The sequence below is a fragment of the Sandaracinaceae bacterium genome (assembly GCA_020633055.1).
GTDB lineage: Bacteria > Myxococcota_A > Polyangia > Polyangiales > Houyiibacteriaceae > JADJJE01.
Map to the genome: position 1 here is coordinate 41190 of JACKEJ010000006.1, position 18320 is coordinate 59509.

The 18320-nt window shown below is 71.6% G+C and carries 13 protein-coding genes; 11 read left to right on the top strand and 2 right to left on the bottom strand.

All coding sequences use genetic code 11. The features are described 5' to 3' along the window. Positions 1-92: 92 nt before the first annotated feature. The 9 genes from H6726_09625 to H6726_09665 all read left to right on the top strand — a co-directional run bounded on the left by H6726_09625 (position 93) and on the right by H6726_09665 (position 14598). The gene (locus H6726_09625; GenBank protein ID MCB9657893.1) at positions 93-1826 is read left to right on the top strand and encodes a hypothetical protein; all 1734 of its coding nucleotides are present in this window, start codon (positions 93-95) and stop codon (positions 1824-1826) included. Beyond that, positions 1823-2848, top strand: coding sequence for an AAA family ATPase (locus H6726_09630; protein MCB9657894.1), 1026 nt, complete (start codon positions 1823-1825; stop codon positions 2846-2848). Before H6726_09625 ends, H6726_09630 begins: the two co-directional genes overlap by 4 nt. Next, positions 2845-4935, top strand: a complete 2091-nt coding sequence (locus H6726_09635; protein MCB9657895.1) for a hypothetical protein — start codon at positions 2845-2847, stop codon at positions 4933-4935. Before H6726_09630 ends, H6726_09635 begins: the two co-directional genes overlap by 4 nt. Then, positions 4932-5888: an ABC transporter ATP-binding protein gene (locus tag H6726_09640; GenBank protein MCB9657896.1), complete on the top strand. Its 957-nt coding sequence runs from the start codon at positions 4932-4934 to the stop codon at positions 5886-5888. The genes H6726_09635 and H6726_09640 overlap by 4 nt, the downstream gene beginning before the upstream one ends. Continuing rightward, the gene (locus tag H6726_09645) at positions 5885-7540 is read left to right on the top strand and encodes a hypothetical protein (protein MCB9657897.1); all 1656 of its coding nucleotides are present in this window, start codon (positions 5885-5887) and stop codon (positions 7538-7540) included. The genes H6726_09640 and H6726_09645 overlap by 4 nt, the downstream gene beginning before the upstream one ends. Continuing rightward, positions 7537-8415, top strand: coding sequence for a DUF58 domain-containing protein (locus H6726_09650; protein MCB9657898.1), 879 nt, complete (start codon positions 7537-7539; stop codon positions 8413-8415). The genes H6726_09645 and H6726_09650 overlap by 4 nt, the downstream gene beginning before the upstream one ends. After that, positions 8412-10415, top strand: a complete 2004-nt coding sequence (locus H6726_09655) for a VWA domain-containing protein (GenBank protein MCB9657899.1) — start codon at positions 8412-8414, stop codon at positions 10413-10415. The genes H6726_09650 and H6726_09655 overlap by 4 nt, the downstream gene beginning before the upstream one ends. A gap of 16 nt (positions 10416-10431) precedes the next feature. Beyond that, entirely contained in the window at positions 10432-13353 is a 2922-nt protein-coding gene (locus tag H6726_09660) for a VWA domain-containing protein (GenBank protein MCB9657900.1), read from the top strand. A gap of 381 nt (positions 13354-13734) precedes the next feature. Continuing rightward, positions 13735-14598, top strand: a complete 864-nt coding sequence (locus tag H6726_09665; protein MCB9657901.1) for a serine/threonine protein kinase — start codon at positions 13735-13737, stop codon at positions 14596-14598. Between the two features lie 65 nt (positions 14599-14663). Here H6726_09665 and H6726_09670 read toward each other — a convergent pair whose 3' ends face one another. Beyond that, complete coding sequence (locus H6726_09670; GenBank protein MCB9657902.1) at positions 14664-15653, bottom strand: hypothetical protein; 990 nt, start codon at positions 15651-15653, stop codon at positions 14664-14666. Positions 15654-15779: 126 nt separating this feature from the next. Between H6726_09670 and H6726_09675 the strand changes: the two genes are divergently transcribed. Together H6726_09675 and H6726_09680 are read left to right on the top strand one after the other, a co-directional pair. Beyond that, the gene (locus tag H6726_09675) at positions 15780-16073 is read left to right on the top strand and encodes a hypothetical protein (protein MCB9657903.1); all 294 of its coding nucleotides are present in this window, start codon (positions 15780-15782) and stop codon (positions 16071-16073) included. Positions 16074-16358: 285 nt separating this feature from the next. Further along, a complete protein-coding gene (locus H6726_09680; protein MCB9657904.1) occupies positions 16359-16811 on the top strand; it encodes a DUF4399 domain-containing protein in 453 nt (150 codons plus the stop codon). Positions 16812-16830: 19 nt separating this feature from the next. Here the strand turns inward: H6726_09680 and pyk are convergent, their stop codons facing one another. After that, a complete protein-coding gene (pyk, locus tag H6726_09685) occupies positions 16831-18261 on the bottom strand; it encodes a pyruvate kinase (GenBank protein ID MCB9657905.1) in 1431 nt (476 codons plus the stop codon). Positions 18262-18320: the final 59 nt, after the last annotated feature.

The following is an 18320-nucleotide window of genomic DNA, read 5'->3' on the forward strand; positions in this document are numbered from 1 at the left end:
GAAGGGCTTTCGGCGCGCGGGGAAGGTGTGGTCGAATGCGGACGTTCCTTCTGTGAGCCCAAGACCGCGGGCTCGCACCGGGTATCGCCCCCATGGACCAGCTCCCCCACTTGCTCGCCTCCGTGCAGCGCGCCGTCCGCCTCCGGACGTTCGTGCGGACCTTCGCGACGTGGGCCATCCCCGCTGGGACGGCGGGGGTGCTGCTGGCGCTGTCGCAGCCTCGGGCCCCTCGTGGCTACGTCCTGGTCGGGGTGGGGATCGCCTTGGTGGCGGCACTCCAGCGAGCCGCGTCGCGCCGCGAGGCCCCGCTCGATCTGGTGAGCTACGTGGACCAACGGCTCGGCGCAGAGCTGGCGCTGGTGGCGGCTGTGGAAGGCGGGGCGCACGAGCGCACCCGCGCGAGCGCTCGCGCCGCGCTGGCGGGCAAGACGGCGGCGGACGTGCGTCCGAACATCTGGCGTGGCGAGTGGATCGGCCTCCTGTTCTGCGCGGCGGCGCTCGCGGCGGCCTTCGTGGTGCCGGTGCCGGCCGTCCCTCCTCCGCCGCCAGGGACCGAATCCATCACCATGACGTCGACCCCAGCGCTGACGCGCGTGACGGAGCTCCCCCGCGCCGCCCGCGACGAGGCGCAGCGCGCGCAGCTCGAGCGTGCCGCGGTCGAGGCAGAGACGCTTCGTGCGAGGTTGGAACAAGGAATGCCGCGGCGAGAGGCGCTAGACGCCCTCGGGCGGGTGCGCGAGGAGGTCGCGCGTGCGCGACGTGCGGAGACCCCCGAGCGCCGCCGCGCGCGTGACGCCGCCGCAGAAGCGCTGGCCGCCGAGCCGGAGCTGGCCCGCGCGGTGGCCGAGCGCGACCTCGAGTCGCTCGCCCGTGAAGCGCAACGGGCCGCTGGCCGACGTGAGGCTGCGGACCGAGAGAGAGCCCGCGCCGCCCTGACCCAGGCAGCCGACGCGGCCAGGGCAGCAGGAGACGACGAGCTGGCCGACGGCCTGCTGCGCCAGCGTGACACGCTCGACCGACGCGCTCAGCAGGCTGACCTCGCGCGGCAGCTGGCCGAGGCGATGCCCGAGGCACAGCGCGCAGCGCTCGGGCGGCAGCTGGAGCGCCTGGCGCGCGACGGGGACGCGGAGGGCCTGACCCAGGCGATGGTAGACGCCATGGCCGAGGCGTGGCAGCGGCTGACTCCGGAGGAGCGCGAGCGCCTCGGGAGCGCCCTCGCGCAGGCGCAGGAGGCAGAGAACAATCAGGCCGCGGCAGAGGCGGCCGCGGCCGCGCAGCCCCCGACGGCCGACGAGCTGGAGCAGCAGCTGCGTGACGCGCTCGCGGCGCTCGATCGGATGCAGCAGCAGGCGGGTGCTGGGGGCGCGGCGGGAGAGTCGTCCGGCTCGCCCGCACGTGGTGCGGGGGCTGGGATCCCGGTCGCACGTCAGGCCGCCGGCGGCGCTGGTCAGGGTCCTGGCCAGGGCCAGGGCCAGGGTCAAGGTCAGGGCCAGGGTCAGGGCGGTGGCTCGCACGATGGTGAGGGAACGCGCGGCGGAACGGGAGGACCTGGACGAGGCGGCGGCGCAGGCGTCGAGGGGGGAGAGACCGACGCCCTCGACGCCGACGCGGAGCTCCTCGGGCGCGTCCGCCCCGCGCGTCGCGCCGGTGCTCCGTCGCGTTCATGGGTCGAGTGGGTCGACCCACGTGGCAGCGACGCCACGGCCGGCGAGGCGATCGGTGGCGGCCCCGCCGTCGCGGGCGAAGGTGGACAGGGCGTGACGCGCGACCCCATCCCACGCGAATACCAAGACCACGTACGCGAGTTCTTCGGAGGTGATCGATGAGTGAGAGTGGGCTCCCCGGACAAGACGAGCTGGACCACTTCGGTGAGGACGTGGCGCGCTTGCGCGACGCCGTGGCGCGCGTGATCGTGGGTCAAGCGCCCGTCGTGGAGGAGGTGCTGATCTGCCTGTTCGCGGGGGGGCACGTGCTCCTCGAGGGAGCGCCTGGGCTCGGCAAGACCCTGCTCGTGCGCACCCTCGCCGAGGCCATGGCGCTGCGCTTCGCGCGCATCCAGTTCACGCCGGACCTCATGCCCGCCGACATCGTCGGGACGCAGATGGTGGTGGAGGACGAACACGGCCGAAAGCGCTTCGAGCTGCAGCGCGGACCGATCTTCGGGCAGCTCGTCCTGGCCGACGAGATCAACCGCGCCACGCCCAAGACGCAGAGCGCCCTGCTCGAGGCGATGGCGGAGCAGAGCGTGACGATCGCGGGTGCGCGTCATGCCCTCGAGGCGCCCTTCTTCGTCCTCGCCACCGAGAACCCCATCGAGATGGAGGGCACGTATCCGCTCCCCGAGGCGCAGCTCGACCGATTTCTGTTCAAGGTGCTCGTTCCACAGCCGGACGAGGACACCCTGGTGGACATCCTGAACCGCACTACCGGGAACGTGACGGACGCGGTGCCCGTGGTGCTCGACGGAGCGCGCATCGAGCGCCAGCGCGCGCTCGTGCGGAGCGTGCAGGTGGCCTCCCCCGTGGCGCGCTACGTCGCGCGCTTCGTGCGCATGTCGGACCCAGAAGCCGACGTCGCCGCACCGGCCGCGAAGAGCTGGTTGCGCTATGGAGCGGGAGTGCGCGGCGCGCAGAGCGTGCTGCTCGCGGCGAAGGTCGTGGCGCTGATGGCCGGGCGTGCCCATGTGTCGCTCGCGGACGTCCAGCGGGTGATCGCGCCAGCGCTGCGGCACCGGCTCATCCCCAACTTCGAGGCCGACGCGGACGGGGTGAGCACGGACGCCATCCTCGCTCGGCTCTTGCTGGAGGTCCCGACCACCTCCGAGGCCGTCGCGGGGATCGCGGGGTGAGGCTGGACCAACGACGCTCTCCGTGTTTCGCCGCGGGCACGCGCCTGCTCCTCCGACTTGTCTGCGGGCTCGCGTTGGCCGTGCTGGTGTGGAGCTTCGGTTCCGCGAGCGTCCAGGCCCAGGAGGACGCCGCCGTCGCTCGCGCGGTCTCGCTCGGTGTCACGCCGCTGTTCAACGTGGACGGCCTGGGTGCCCCAGGGACCACGCCCTTGCGCGTGTCGCTGACGAATCACACGCCGCGCGCGATGCGGGGTGAGCTGCTCATCACGCCGTATGGTTGGCGCGAGCCCGGGGAGACCCTGCGCACCCACGTGGACCTGGAACCACGGGCGTCACGCACGCTGCGGGTCGTCATGCGCGTCACCGGAAACACCGAGCGCTTCGAGCTCGTCTACCGACCCGTGGACCAACCCGCTACCACCGAGAGCGTCTCGGCCGAGCTGCACGCGGGGCCGGCCGTGGCCATCCTGGCCGACCCACCGCGCATGCGCGCCCAGTTGCTCCTGACGGCCTCGGGCATGCCCGCGCCGGCGGGTTACCACAGACCGCTCGCCATGGGCGAGGTCACGTTCGACCCCGAGAGCGGGGACCCTCTCGTGCCCGACGAGGCGGCGGGGTGGTCCAACTTCCCAGTGGTCTTCGCCACCATCGCGGCGCTGGAGCGACTGGAGGGCGTCGCGCGGCGCGCGCTCGTCGAGCACGTCCAAGCGGGTGCGCGGATCATCCTCGTGCCCCACCGGTCGGAAGACTGCGCGCTCCCGATCGTCCGCGAGCTCATGGGTCAGGTGCGCTGCGCCGAGCTCGCCGTGGCGCCCGAACCGGATGCAGGGTCAGGTGCAGCTTGGGACACTGCTCGGCAGCTGGAGATGCATGGAGACGCACGCGCGCTGGTCGAGCCGTTCGGCCTCTCGCGCCCCCTGGGCTTCGGGACCGCGTTCATGCTGGCCTGGGACGCCAACGCCGCCCAGGCGGACCCAAACGCCACGGCGCAGGTGCTCCGCGCGATGGTCGTGCATCTATCCCGGGGAGCTCGGCCCCATCACGTCCTCGGGGGCGTGCCCGACGACAGCGCCGCCTTGCGGACCGCCCTCGACCCGAACGAGTCGTTCCGCCCTGCGCTGGGCGCCGTCGCGATCCTGCTGCTGCTGTACGTCTTCGCGGTCGGACCGCTCAACTTCCACTTCGTGTCACAACGCGGGAAGCCCACCCTCGCGCTGGTGACGACGCCGATCATCGCGCTGTCCTGCCTGTTCGTGATGGCGGGTGCGGCGTACCTCAGCAAGGGTGTGTTCCGGCGCTATCGCAGCGTGGAGGTCGTGGAGCTGATGAGCGGGGAGGCGCGTGGGGTGCGCACGCGCTACCTCGGCTACTACCTGACACGTCCGACCACCTTCGATCTCACGCCGCGTGACGGGACGCGGGTCACGTTGCTCGAACGCGGCGGCGGCGGGCGGGGCCCCGTGTCCGTGCCGACGGGTGTCGGCAATCGGCTGACCGACGTGCGTAGTGGCCTGTGGGAGACCGTCGTCGCGCAGGAGCAGACCCCCGTGGACACGGGGGACGCGCTCCGTGTCCTGCTCCACGTGGACGGCGCGCGAGCGAGCGCCGTGAACCAAGGGACGGACGTGCTGCGTGGCGCGGTGTACGTCGGTCCGGCGGGCGACGTTCACGTGCTGGGAGACGTCGCCCCGGGGGGGACCGCCACGACGTCCGGCGCCCCGATCGCGGTGCTCTCGGAGTGGGAGCTGCGGATGCCGCGTGGTGACTCGCCCGAGGTGGAGCGTATGGCGAACGCGATGGGACTGCCCCGTGACGCCTCCGTCGCGTTGCGCGGTGCGCTGTCGGTCATCCGTGAGGCGGCCTCGCGCGAGGGCGTGTGGGCCGTGCTGGAGGCGTCCGGCGAGGGCCCCAGCGCCGAGGGCTTCGAGCTCGACTGGGAGCATCGGTTCGTGTTCGTCGCGGCCAACCCGCTTGCGCACGCGCCCAGCACGCGGCCCGATCCGCAGGCCGGCACGGACGAGGGCAGTGACCCGTTCGGCTGGAACGGCGCCGTGCTGGACCCCGCCGCGCAGGAGGGCGCCCCGTGAGCATGGTCCGCGTCGAGCATGTCTCGCACTTCTTCGGGCAGCTGCACGTCCTCAGCGACGTCTCGTTCACCGTGGGCGCCAACGAGGTGCTCGGCTTCATCGGTCCCAACGGCGCAGGCAAGACGACCACGTTGCGCATGCTCGCCACCCTGCTCGAGCCTCACTACGGACGCATCCTCATCGATGGCGTGGACGTGATGGAGGATCCGGCGCGTGTGCGCCGCACCATCGGATTCATGCCGGATGGCTTCGGCGTCTACGAGCGGACCACCGTCCGCGAGTACCTCGAGTTCTTCGCGGCGGCCTATGGGCTCCCACGCGAGTCGCGAACACGCACCATGGACGCGGTGATGGAGCTGACGGACCTCGGCAAGCTGCGCGACCGGATGGTGTCCAGCATGAGCAAGGGCATGAAGCAGCGCCTGTGCATCGCGCGTACGCTGCTGAACGATCCGAAGGTGCTCATCTTCGACGAGCCCGCCAACGGCCTCGACCCCCGCGCGCGCATCGAGATGCGCGACCTGATCGAGCAGCTGCGCGGGATGGGCAAGACCATCATCCTCTCGAGCCACATCCTGACCGAGCTGAGCGACATGGTGACGTCGGTGGTGGTCCTCGAAGCGGGGCGCGTGCGGGCGGCGGGGCCCATCGGCGCGGTCAGCTCCCTCGACCGCCAAGCCGAGCCGCAGCGGGTCCTCCGCATGCGCATGCTGCGCGCGGCGGGCGCGCTGGCCGCGGAGCACCTCGACGCGCTGCGCTCCGTGCCCGGAGTGGTGGCCGTCGACCGGAGCCCCGAGGGCGACCTGCGCGTGGCCTACCAGGGGGAGGAGCACGTCGTCGCCGACGTCGTCGAGGCAGCCGTGCGTACGGGCCTACGGGTGGTGCGCGTCGAGCCCGAGCGTGACGACCTGGAGCAGCTCTTCCTCGAGGTCACCCGAGGAGAGCTCCAATGAACGGTTTCTTGAAGCGCCTGCGCGGCGCGTTCGACGACCCGAACCCCATCGTGGTGAAGGAGCTGCGCTCCGTCTTCCGCACCAAGCTCTATGTCCGCTTCCTGTATCTGAGCGCCTTCGCCATCGGCGCGCTGGTGCTGCTGATCGGCGCGACCATCGTCGATGGGCGCATCTCCCCCGCCGAGGCGGGGCGCGTCATCTACCAGTCGTTCTTCTCGCTCTGCGTCATGGTGCTGAGCGTGGTCGGCCCCATCTACGGAGCGTCCAGCATCACCAGCGAGCGCGAGGGGCTCACGTACGAGTCGCTGCTGCTGACCGGCATGGACCCCGCGCGCATCGTGGTGGGCAAGCTCTGGGCGGCCTACGCGTCCCTGGCCCTCGTGCTTGTCGCGCTCTCCCCCATCGGCGGGGTGGTGTTCCTCTTCGGGGGTGTCGCGCCGAGCTACGTTCTCGTGGCCTTCGCGTCCGTGCTCGTCTTGCTGCTGCCCGCCGTGGCCTACGGCGTGTCGGTCTCGGCGCACGTGCCCACCTCGCGTCTGGCCATCTTGGTCGTGTTGGGCACGTGGCCGCTCGTCGTCTTCTTCGGGTTCATCGGGTTCACGATCTTCGGCGAGGAGATGCGGTCCACCTGGGACATCGACGGTCCGGGCCCGTTCTGGTTCGCCGAGGTGCTCGTCGAGCGCGGTCTTTCGCTGGACACGTTCTTCGCCGTGGGTGTGCTGCCGCTCTGCGCCGTGGTCACGTGCGTGTGGTTCTTCGTCGCGTCCGCCATCGCGGGCGTGCGCCCCGCCGCCGAGGACCGCTCGACGCCGCTCAAGGTGTGGGCGCTCGCGTCGATGGTGTGCCCGCTCGTGCTGGTCTCCGTCGCCTCCGGCTTGGCGCCGAGCCACGACGTTCGCGACGTGTTCGCGCTCATCCTCGGCTTCTTCTTCGTGGCCCTCTACGTCTACGTGAACATCTTCGTGAACGAGCCGCCGCTGCCGCCGCGCTCGGCCCGCGCGAAGGGCGGAGCGCTGCGTGAGTCGCTGCGTCGCACGTTCGGCCCTGGGGCGCGTCCGACCATGCGTTTCGGCGTGTGGTTCACGCTGGCCGCCACCGCGCTGATGGTGGGCGTGTTCGCCGTCGTGAGCGGATACACGGGCCACGCTCGGGCGGACGACGTGCTGGGGTTCGCCGTGGTCGGCGCGAGCATGGCGATCTTTGCGTGCTTCCTGCTCGCGCTCGGGACGCTCGTGCGCATCCGCACGCGCAGCGGCGGCACGGCGCGCGCGGTGCTCCTCGGGACCGTGGCAGCGCTGGTCGTCCTACCGTCGATGACCGCGATCATCCTCGACCCCCGCGTGTTCGACGACCTCGACCGTCACATCCCGCTCGTGCTCAGCCTGTCCCCCCTCGCGCCCCTCTCGGGCGCCGTGATGGTCGCGAGTCGACGCACCGGAGACCTGTGGATGCTCGGCTTCTTTGCGGCGGTGTACGCCACGCTCGCGCTGGCCCTGTACGTCAGCGCGGCCCGTCGCACGCGCGAAATCATCGAGCAGGTGGCCGCCTCGCGCGCAGCGCTCGAGAGCCCGGCGTCGGAACCGTCGGCGAGCGAGCCCCAGGCAACGGACGATGTGGCACAGACGCGTGCGCCTGCCGAGGCAGGCGAGTGACCGACTCCGACAGCGCGCTGCTCGACCCCGCGTTCCTCGCGCGTCTCGGCAAGCTGCGCCTCTTGGTCGGCCGGCGCTACGCCGGGAGCGCTGGCGGGAGCCGTGTGTCGGTGCGCCGCGGATCGTCGGTGGAGTTTGCCGATCACCGCCCGTATGCGGCGGGGGACGACATCCGGCGCATCGACTGGAACGCCTACGCGCGCCTGGACGAGCTGGTGCTGCGGCTCTACTCCGCCGAGGAGGACATCCACGTCTACCTCTTGCTCGACACCTCGGCCTCGTTGAGCGTGGGTGACCCGTCCAAGCTGGAGGTGGCTCGGCGCGTCGCGGCCGCCCTCGGCTACCTGGGACTCCTCGGGAGCGAGCGGGTCTCGGTGCAGCCCTATGCCGCCTCGCTGGGGCGTCCTCTCGAGGCCATGCGCGGTCGCCGCAAGGTCGGCGCGCTGATGCGCTACCTAGTCTCCCTCACGCCGCAAGGAGGGACCGACCTCTACGCGTCAGTCGAGCGCTTCCTGGCGCAACGCCCCCGCGCTGGCTTGGTGGTGCTGTTGACCGACCTGCTCGATCGCGGCGGATACGAGCGCGCCATCGACCGCCTGCTTGCCGCGCGCTTCGAGGTCGCGCTCTTCCACGTGATGGACGCCGCGGAGCTATCGCCTCCGCTCGGAGGGGACCTCTCGTTGGTCGACGCCGAGACCGGAGCCGAGGTGGCGGTCACGCTCGACGAGCGCGCGCTCCGCGCCTACCGTGGCCGGCTCGAGGCGTTCCTCGCTGGTGCGCGCGACTACTGCCGCAGACGAGGCGTGCGTTACGTGCTCGTCCCGGATGCCGCCTTCGAGGACGCGCTCATGCGCTACCTGCGGAGCGCCTCGTGACCTTCGCTGCGCCCGCGCAGTTGGCGTGGCTCTCGCTGCTCGTGCCGCTGGTGCTCCTCTACGTGCTGCGGCGGCGCCGCGAGCGACGCGTCGTGGCCTCCACGTTGCTGTGGGAGTCCGCGCTGCGCGACCTCCGCGCCGAGAGGCCCTTCCGTCGCCTCGTGCCGCACTTGTCGTTGCTGCTACAGGCGTTGGCCGTCGTCCTCGGTGCGCTCTCGCTCGCGCGCCCCTCCGGCGCTGCGCGTGTACCCGAGGGGGCCCACGTCGCGTTCGTCGTGGACACGTCTCTCAGCATGGGAGCCCACGGCCCGGGGCAGGACGGACGTGACGCGCCGCTCGAGCGCGCGCGCCGGCTGGTGCAGCAGCGCGCGCAGAACCTCCCGCCCGGGAGTCGGGCGCTGGTCGTCGCGGCCGGCACCTCAGCGACGCTGCTGAGCCCCCTGACCAGCGACCGCGCCGCGTTGGTGCGCGCGGTGGAAGGTCTACGAGTGGGCTGCGCGGTCGCCGATCTCGGGGCTGCGTTGGACCTGGCAGCTGAGCGCCTGGCGGACGCGCCGTCCGGAAGCGAGGTGGTGCTCCTCACGGACCTCGCTCAGGACGCACCCATCGACGTCCGCGGCTTGCACGTGCCCGTGCGTGTCACCTCGGTCCTCGCCGAGACGGGCGACGCGCGACGAGACTCGAGGGCCAACACGGGGATTGTCGCGGCGGACGCGCGCCCCGACGCGCGAGCGTCCGAGGACGCACGAGACGCCGTCGAGATCTTCGTCCGCGTCGCCCATTTTGGTGCGGTGCCGCAGGAGGTCTTCGTGACGGCGTCTGCCAGCTACGACCCGCGCGAGGCGGTCGAGCGCGGCACGTCCGAGGAACGCGTGCTCGCGTCCCAGCGCGTGGTGGTCTCGCCGGACGAGCCGTCCCAGGTCGTGCTGCGCGCGTCTCTGCCTCCAGACGCCCACGGCCGCGCGCCGTTCGTGCGGGTCAAGCTCTCTGCCGACCAGCCCGACGCGCTCGCGCTGGACGACGAGGTGTGGCTCCCCAGCCCAGGCCGCTCGCGCCTCCCCGTCTTCTTGGTGGGGGAAGCGCCGCGCGTCGTCGAGCGCGTGCTGGGGCTCGACCCCGACGTCGAGCTGTTCCAGACGGACCTCGTGCGCCTCGCGCGCCGTGCCTCGTCGGGCGGTGCCGAACCGCGCGACGCCGCCGGGAGGCTCGAGGGCCTCGTCGTCTACACGGGGGACCTTCCCAGCGTCCCGGAAGCGGACGCTCCCGTGCTCGTCGTTCGCCCGAGCGGCGCCGACGTGTTCGGTGTGACGCTCGGCGCTCGAGCCAGTGGGGCGCAGGTCACCCGCTGGCAAGAGGATGACCCCCTCTTGCGCTTCGTGGGGCTCACGGATGTGGAGCTCGCCGAGGTGCGCGCGTTGGGCGACGGCGCCCGCCCCCTGGTGCACACCACCGTCGGCGCCGCCATCGGCGTCATCCCACGGAGCGGTCCCGACATCACCGTCGTGTCCGTGGACCCCGACGGCGGCAGCTGGGCCCGAACACCGGGGTTCGTCATCTTCTTTCGCAACCTCATCGAGCAAGCGCGGGCGCTCCGGTCAGAGGGAGGTATCCCAGCGGGTGAGGTCGGGATGCCGCTGCGCGTCCCGGCGCCGCCGGGGAGCGAGGTGAGCGCGCTCGCCCCAGACGGCAGCACGCTGCGCGCCACGTCGCGGGCCGGTGTGGCCATCCTGCCCGTCCCGCCGCTCGCGGGACCCTTCGTAGTGGACGTCGCGGGCCATACGCAGGTCGCGCTCCGCCACCTGTTGCGCGCCGAGGCCAGCGACCTCCGCCCGCGGTCGGTCGTCGCCGCCACGGAGGCGTCGCGCGGAGAAGGGGGCGTCGAGGCGCCCACGCCTTCCGCGCTGGACGTCGAGCGGGCGCTGCACCCTCTCTTCGCCCTCGCGCTGCTGCTCGTGTGCGCGCTCGAGGTGGGCTGGGCGACGCGTCGGAGCGCCGCATGAGAGAGGCGACGCGGCCGTGATGCGCTTCTCTCAGCCGTGGCTGCTGGCGGTCGCAGCCCCGCTCGCGCTCTTCGTGTTGCTGCGCTTGGGCAGGCTCCCCGCCTCCCTCGTCGGCACACGTCGGCGCTTCGTGCAGGTGTGCATGGCGCTCACCGCCCTGTTCACGCTCGCGGCTGTCGGGGGGCTCGAGCTGGGGCGCGACGTCGACCGGATGGCCGTGGTCTTCGTGCTCGATCGTTCGCGTTCGGTGGCCGCGGCCGACGGAACCTCGACGGACTCGTTCGACGACGTGCGCGGGGCGCTGCGTGCCCTGGCCCCCGAGGATGCGGCCGGGGTGGTCGTGTTCGGAAGCGAGGCGGCGACGGAGCGCAGGCCCGCGACCCGGCGCGAGCTGGGACCGCTGAGCGCCAGCGTGCCGCGTGACGGTACCGACATCGAAGCCGGGCTGCGTCGCGCGTTGGCGGACGTCCCAGATGGCTACGTCGGGCGGCTCGTGCTCCTCACCGACGGACACGCGACGCAGGGGGATACGCTCGCCGCAGCGCAGGCTGCGGCGGCCCGCGGCATCGCGATAGACGTCGTGCCCGTCGAGCGTGAGCCGGGGCCGGACATCGCCATCACGAGCGTGCGCGCGCCAGCTGACGTCCAGGGCGACGAACCGGTGGACGTGCGCATCGTCACGCGCGCCACCGCGGCGACACCAGCGCGCGTCTTGGTCGATCGCGACGGTGAGCCGCTCGCGCAAGCCGACATCGAGCTGCCCGTGGGGGAGGATGTCTTCGTGTTCCGCGACCGCGCCCCCGGACCCGGGCTACACCACTACCACGTCACCTTGGTGCCGCTGGACGAGGCGCGCGACGTCGCGCGCCTCAACAACATGGGCGGCGCGTTCACGCGCGTCGTTGGCCCGGCGCGTGCCTTGGTCGTGGCGGGGGACCCCGAGCAGGCGAGCGGGTTGGCGGGCGCGCTGCAGGCGCGCGACTTGCTCACGACGCTCGTCCCGGGGGCGGGCCTGCCGACCACCTTGGGTGAGCTGGGCGCCTACGACCTGATCTGGCTCTCCGACGTCAACGCGCGCCTGCTGTCCGAGGCTCAGATGCAGGCACTCGGGGCCTACGTACGGGACTTTGGCGGAGGGCTGGTGATGCAGGGGGCCCACGACGCGTTCGGGCTCGGCGGCTATGCGTACACCGAGGTCGAGGAGGTGCTCCCCGCGACTTTCGATCTACGACGACGCCGGGACCGGATGTCGCTCGCGATGGTGATCGCCATCGACAACAGTGGCTCGATGGGCGTCACGGTGAGCGGCGGGCGCACCAAGCTGGACCTCGCGAACGAGGCGGCCGCACGCTCCGCGTTGCTGCTGAGCGTGAACGACCGCGTCGGCGTCATGCACGTCGACACGGAGGTCCACTGGACGCAACCAATGGTCAGCGTCACCGACCCGGAGCGGGTCGCGGCGGCGGTGCGACGCGCGAGCCCGGGTGGTGGCGGCATCTACGTGGATGTGACGCTCGAGGCGTCCTACGCGGCCCTGCGCGACGAGCCCACCCAACTACGCCACCTCCTGCTGTTCAGCGACGGCTCGGACTCGGAGGAGATGACCCGGGCCGAGTCCCTCGTGCGCGCGGCGGCGAGCGCGGAGGGTGGCGAGATCACGACGTCGGTGGTGTCGATGGGGAACGGGCCCGATACTCCGGCGCTGGAGCGGCTCAGCACCACCGGAGGTGGTCGGTTCTACATCGTGGAGGACCTGACCGAGCTGCCTCGCATCTTCACGCAGGAGACCATCGAGGCGAGCCGCTCCGTCCTGCGACGCGAGCCCACCTCCGTGAGCCTCGGCGAGCGAGGGCCGCCCACCGACGGCATCGAGGTGTCCACTGCGCCGCCGCTGCTCGGGTACAGCATCGTGAACGCGCGCAGTGACGCGTCCGTGCTGCTGTTCGCCGGGCAGGGCGATCCGCTGCTCGCGACGTGGCAGCACGGCCTCGGCCGGTCCGCCGTGTTCACGACCGACGCGGGCGCCCGCTACGCCGCTCCCTGGCTGAGCTGGCCCGGCTACGTGCCGCTGATGGGTCAGCTCGCGCGCGACGTCGCGCGACCGCGCCAGGATCCACACGCCCGCGTGCAGCTCGCGCTCACGGGCGGCCAGGGGCGCGTGGTGGTCGAGGCGCTCGACGACGACGGCCGCTACCGCAACCACCTCGAGCTGCGTGCGCATGTGGCGGGACCCCACGGACGCAGCGAGGCGCTCCAGCTTCGACAGACAGGTCCCGGGCGCTACGAGGCCACCTTCACACCGGGTGCGCCGGGGGCCTACCTGGTGACCACCTCGGCGGGCGAACAGCTCGTTGGGACGGCGGGGGGCGTGATGACCGCGGCGGACGAGCTGCGCGGGCAAGGTACCGACCACGTGCTGCTCGCCCAGGTCGCCGCGCTCACCGGAGGACGGGTGCACCTCTCCTTGGCGGACGCGCTGGTCGAGCGGCCGCCCCCTCACCGCGCGTTCGACCCGCTGTGGGAGTGGGCCCTGCGGATGGCGCTGCTCGCGTTGCTGTTGGGCGTGTCTGGGCGCCGACTCGTCTTGCCACCCGTGCACCAGCTGCTGCGTGCGCGCATCCAGGCCCGGACGATCCCGAACGGAGTTGGCGAGGCGCCGTCGACAGCGGAGCAGCTCGCCGCGCGTCGTGCGGCCCGCGCTGCCGAGCACGAGCGGGATGTCGCCCCAGAGATCGCGCTCGTCCGGCATCCACCCGCCAAGGTGGGCGATGGACCACCCATCCATCGGGCGGTCGCTGCGGATCCCGTACCCACCGAGTCGCAGCCAGCGCGCGCGGGGTCGGAGACCGTCGAGGTCCCCGTCGCGGCGTCGGTTGCCGGGCAGTCACTCGCCGAGCGCCTGCTGGCTCAGAAGCAGCGCAACGACTCCAAGCCCTGAGCTTGGCTCGGCCGCCGGCATGAAGTGTGGGCGCCAGCCTTCGCAGAGTTGGGTTCGCCCCCCACCCTGGTGAAATGCGCAGTGGCCGCGATGGCTACCCCATGGATCCGCGTATACGCTTTTGTCCAATGATCTTCACCGCGAACTTGACCAACTGTCCCAGAAATGAGATGGCGCGTTCTTTGCTTAGGCACCCGATGCCAGATCATGTCGGATGAACCCACACTGACCATATGCCGCGCTTGCGGTGCAGAGCGTCGTCCCCAGTCCGGGGGTTGCGCTTGCGGTCTCCGGTCGTCTTACCCCCCGGTCGCGGACTCTGAGCCCGGCGCCAACGGGCCGGATCGGTACGTCCTCACCGAGGAGCTGGGGCGTGGCGCGATGGGTGTCGTGTACCGCGCCACCGAGCGCTACACGGGCCGCGAGGTCGCGGTCAAGATCCTCCACCGCAAGTTCCTCCCCGGCTCGGTCGAGCGGGTGCGGTTCCTGCGCGAAGCCCAGGCGCTCGCGACGGTGAGTCACCCGAACATCGTGAAGGTGTTCGACATGGGCTTCGATGCCGTGGGTCACCCCTTCGTCGTGATGGAGCTGCTCGACGGGCAGACCCTGGCCGAGCTGATCGCCGACGGAACCGTCGACGAGTCGTTGGCCGTCGCCATCACGATTGGCCTGCTGGGTGCGCTCACGGCGGTGCACGCGGCGGGCATCGTCCACCGCGACATCAAGCCCGGGAACATCATCGTCGGCACCGTCGGCGGCGAGCGCATGGTGAAGCTGGTGGACTTCGGTCTCTCGCGCCGCTTCGGCGAGGACGACCGCCTGACCGCTTCGGGCGTCGCGCTCGGCACGCCCCCCTACATGTCGCCCGAGCAGATCATGGGCGAGCAGGTGGGCCCCAGCTCCGACGTGTACTCCGTGGGCTGCACGCTGTTCGAGCTGCTCGCCGGGCGCCCCCCTTACGACCTGCGCGACTCGCGCAGCGTGGCGGCGCTCTTCCGCCGCATCATCGACGAGCCCCCGCCGATCATCGACGAGCTACGCCCCGACGTGCTGCCCGAGGTGAGCCGCATCGTCAGCCGCGCCCTGCACCGCGACCGGAGCGTGCGCTACAGCGATTGCCAGAGCATGCGCCGCGCGCTCGTCGAGGCCATCGGCGAGCACCGTGGCTCGGGCATCCCTGCGCGCCTTTCGCTCACCCCCGAGGCGGTCACGCAGCGCACCGGCGAGGCTGGCGACGCGTCCTGATCCTGGGGCAATGCGCGCGTCGGCTCGCCGGGTCGACGGCGCTCGTGGACGCGCTCGACCCTCATCTACTCGTCGCACACCCGTCGGGCCGCGGCGGGGTCGTCGGCGAGCTCCGCCCGTACCTCGGCGGCCCACTCGGCGCCCATCGACGCCCGCGCCCGCGCCCGTGTGCCTACCCGTCGATAGGTGCGAAAGGCCTCCACCAGCGACGCGTTCAGGCCCAGCCTGCGACGGAGCGAGAGCCTGTCCTCGGCCATGAAGGCCCGCTGGTAGCGCCCGAGCATCTCATGGCGCCACTCGGGGGAGCTCCACGAGGGTTCCTCGCGCGCCTGCCAGAGCACGAGCGCATGCGGCGCGACGTCTTCGGCGACCGCGGCCTGCAGTCGATCGTGTCCATCCACCAGCACGTGCATGTCGAACGCGCTCACCCACCACAGCACCAGGGGCGGCAGCGTGCCTTTGCGTGCATGCTTGCGCCAGGCCTTCACTCGCCCCGCGTCCGGCGGCGATGGATCCCTCAGCGGGAGGACGCGCGCGGAACCGTTGACGCACCAGCGCTGGAAGGACACGTTCGGCACCCGCAGCGCATCGCGCACGCCGAAGGCCGGAGACGGCAGGTGGTCGGGCTCCCTCGAACCGTAGGCGTCAGGCAGCTCCCCCCGGACGCGGTTCATCAGCGACGGCGGAGCCTGGTACATGTCGGTCAGCTGCCACTCGCCCGCGCGCAGCGGCGTCTCGCTCCGCTGGAGCCCGTTGGCCACCCACTTCATCCAGTCGACGGACGTGCGTCGCGTGCGCGCGTCGTCGGCGCGGATGGGTGGGAGCACACCCAGCTCGCGCGGCCCTCGCCTGCGCACCACCCACAGGCCCTCGTGACGTGGGAGCACCCGCGCCCAGATCAGGGGCTCGTTCCCGCGCGCCACGCGCAGGCGCCGCAGCCCGCCGTACTCCAGTTGCAGCGGATGGTCCCGACCCTCGAGCCTCGTGCTCAGGCCCACGAGCTCCGCCGTCACGGGGTGGAGGGTGGGGGTCCAGTACCGCGTCGGCTCGGTCATGCTCCCTGTTCTGGTGCTCCGACTATCTGGCGAGAAGCTTCACGGCTGAGGAGTGCGCGTCGCGTCCTGGGCCAGCCTACCATGCGTGTGCTCGCGCCGACTCCACCCGCCGCCTATCTTGCGCCCATGACGCCCGCGCCGCCGTCTCCCGAACGTCTACGCCGCTGCGCGCTGATCGGCTTCGTCGGTCACCTCCCTGGGGTCAAGCTGCTGGTCTCGTGCACGGTCACGCCCCGCCTCGCGCGCGCGAACGTCGCGGCGGTGGCGCTGACGCTCGCGGCGATGCTGTGGGCGTTCACGGCTGCCCCCGCAGGGGCTGCGCCGCGCTGGGTCTTCGTGGCGTGGCTGGCTGGGCACTTCGCCTGGAGCACCACGTTGGCAGCGTGGATCCTCCGTGGCGGTGGGGTCCTGCTGCGCTGACGCGTTGGGTCCGAGCACGAGGACGTGGACGAGCCAGGCCAGCCGACGACGTCGCGGCGACCAACGGGGGCGCCACTGGACGAAAGGGGTCATACTCCCCGCACCACCTTTCGCTCGGGAGCCACTGTGTCCGTATCGTTCCGCCCTGCTTCAACCCCCTCGCGCGTCGCCACCCCTGCCCGTTGGGTGTCGGCCGTCTTCTGTGCCTCGCTCGTCGGGCTCTGCCTTGCCTGTGGTTCCGAGGACGATGCGCACGAGCACGCGGCCCATGGCGAGGAACAGCCCATGCCCATGCCCGAGGTCTCGCCCGACGCGCGCGTGTTCTTCGTCGCCCCGGCAGACGGCGCGACCGTGGTCGGTCCGCTCGTGGATGGCAAGGTCGCCGTGCACGTCGAGATGGGCGCGGAGAACCTCCGCGTGATGCGCGCTGGCGAGCTCGCGGAGGGAGCCGGGCATCACCACATCATCATCGACGGGGATGGCGTGCCCCGCGGCGAGGCGGTGCCCGCGACCCCCACGCACATCCACTATGGCCTGGCGCAGACCGAGGCCGAGCTGCAGCTCGAGCCCGGCCCGCACACGCTGCGCCTGCAGTTCGCAGACGGCGCGCACCGCTCCTACGGCAGCGCGCTGTCCACGCTGATCCACGTCAACGTCTCGCCGACCACCGCGGCTGCGCCCGCCGCCGAAGAGACGGACGAGGCCGCGCCTGCCGCCGAGGCCCCCGCCGCCGAGTGAGGCTGGGGCAGCCTTCGCGTCAGCCCGCGTCGCGCACCTGGATGCTCGTCACCAGCTCGCCGCTGCTGGTGAGCACGTCGCTCACCACCACGAACTTCGCCTCGGGGGGCACGTCCACCTGCTCGCGGATGCGGGCCAGCGCCATGTCGATGGTCTTCTGGGGGTCGGCTGACAGACGCATCCGGAAGGGCACCACGCCGCGCAGCAGTGACAGCTTGCGCCGCGAGGTGCTCATGTTCGTGAACGCGTAGATGGGCGTGCGCGCTGGCCGGTAGCTCGACACCAGCTGCCCAAAGAGCCCACGGCGCGTCACCACGATGATGCCCGTCGCGTGCATCGCGTCGGCCAGGCGACACGCACTGCGCGCGATGTGCTCGCGCTGCGTCGTGGTGGGCGGGCGCAGCTCGTAGAAGCCCAGCCCGGGCTCCGTCTCGATGCGACGCGCGATGCGGTCCATGATCTGCACGCAGCGCCCGGGGTAGGCGCCCGTCGCGGTCTCGCCGCTCAGCATGATGGCGTCGGCCTGCTCGGTCACGGCGTTGGCCACGTCCGTGACCTCGGCGCGCGTGGGCATCGGGTTCTCGATCATCGACTCGAGCAAGTGCGTGGCCACGATGGAGGGCTTGCCCGCGATGGCGCACTTGCGGACCATCATGCGCTGGATGACCGGCAGGTCTTCGAGGTCGACCTCCACGCCGAGATCGCCGCGCGCCACCATGATGCCGTCGGACACCGCCAGGATCGCGTCGAAGTTGTCCACGCCCTCGCGGTTCTCGATCTTCGAGATGAGCTTCTGGTGCCCGCCGGCCTTCTCGATCAGCTCGCGCACCTCGAGCACGTCTTCGGGTCCGCGCACGAACGACAGGGCGATGAAGTCGAGGTCCTGTTCGATGGCGAACTGGATGTCCGCGCGGTCCTTGGTGGTGATGGACGGCAGGTTCACGCGCACGCCCGGCAGGTTCACGTGCTTGCGGGACCCGAGCTTGCCGCCATCGCGCACGCGGCACTTCAGGCGGTGCTCCTCCACGGCGAGCACCTCCAGGTTGATCAACCCGTTGTCGACCGTGACGATGTCGCCGCGCTTCAGATCGCGCACGAGATCCTGGTAGTTCACGTGGACCGTGCGCGCCTCGGAGTCGCCCGGCAGCACCGAGAAGTAGAAGACGTCGCCCTTCTTCAGGTCGATGGACTCGGACAGCTCGCCCGTGCGGATCTCGGGGCCCTGCAGGTCCATCAGCAGCGCCACGGGGTTGCCGAGCTTCTTGTTCAAGCTCTTCAGGTTGCGGATGACCTTCAGGTGCGCCGCGTGGTCGCCGTGCGACATGTTGAGGCGCGCGACGTCCATGCCAGCGTCCAGCAGCTCGCGCAGCCCCTGGCTCGACCACGTGGCGGGCCCGATGGTGCAGATGATCTTCGTGAGGCGCGGGGAGGGTGTGCGGTGCGAAGCCATGCGCAACCGTAGCAGGCCCCCGATCCCGTCGCGAAGTTAGAGCACGGAGCAGGACCGGC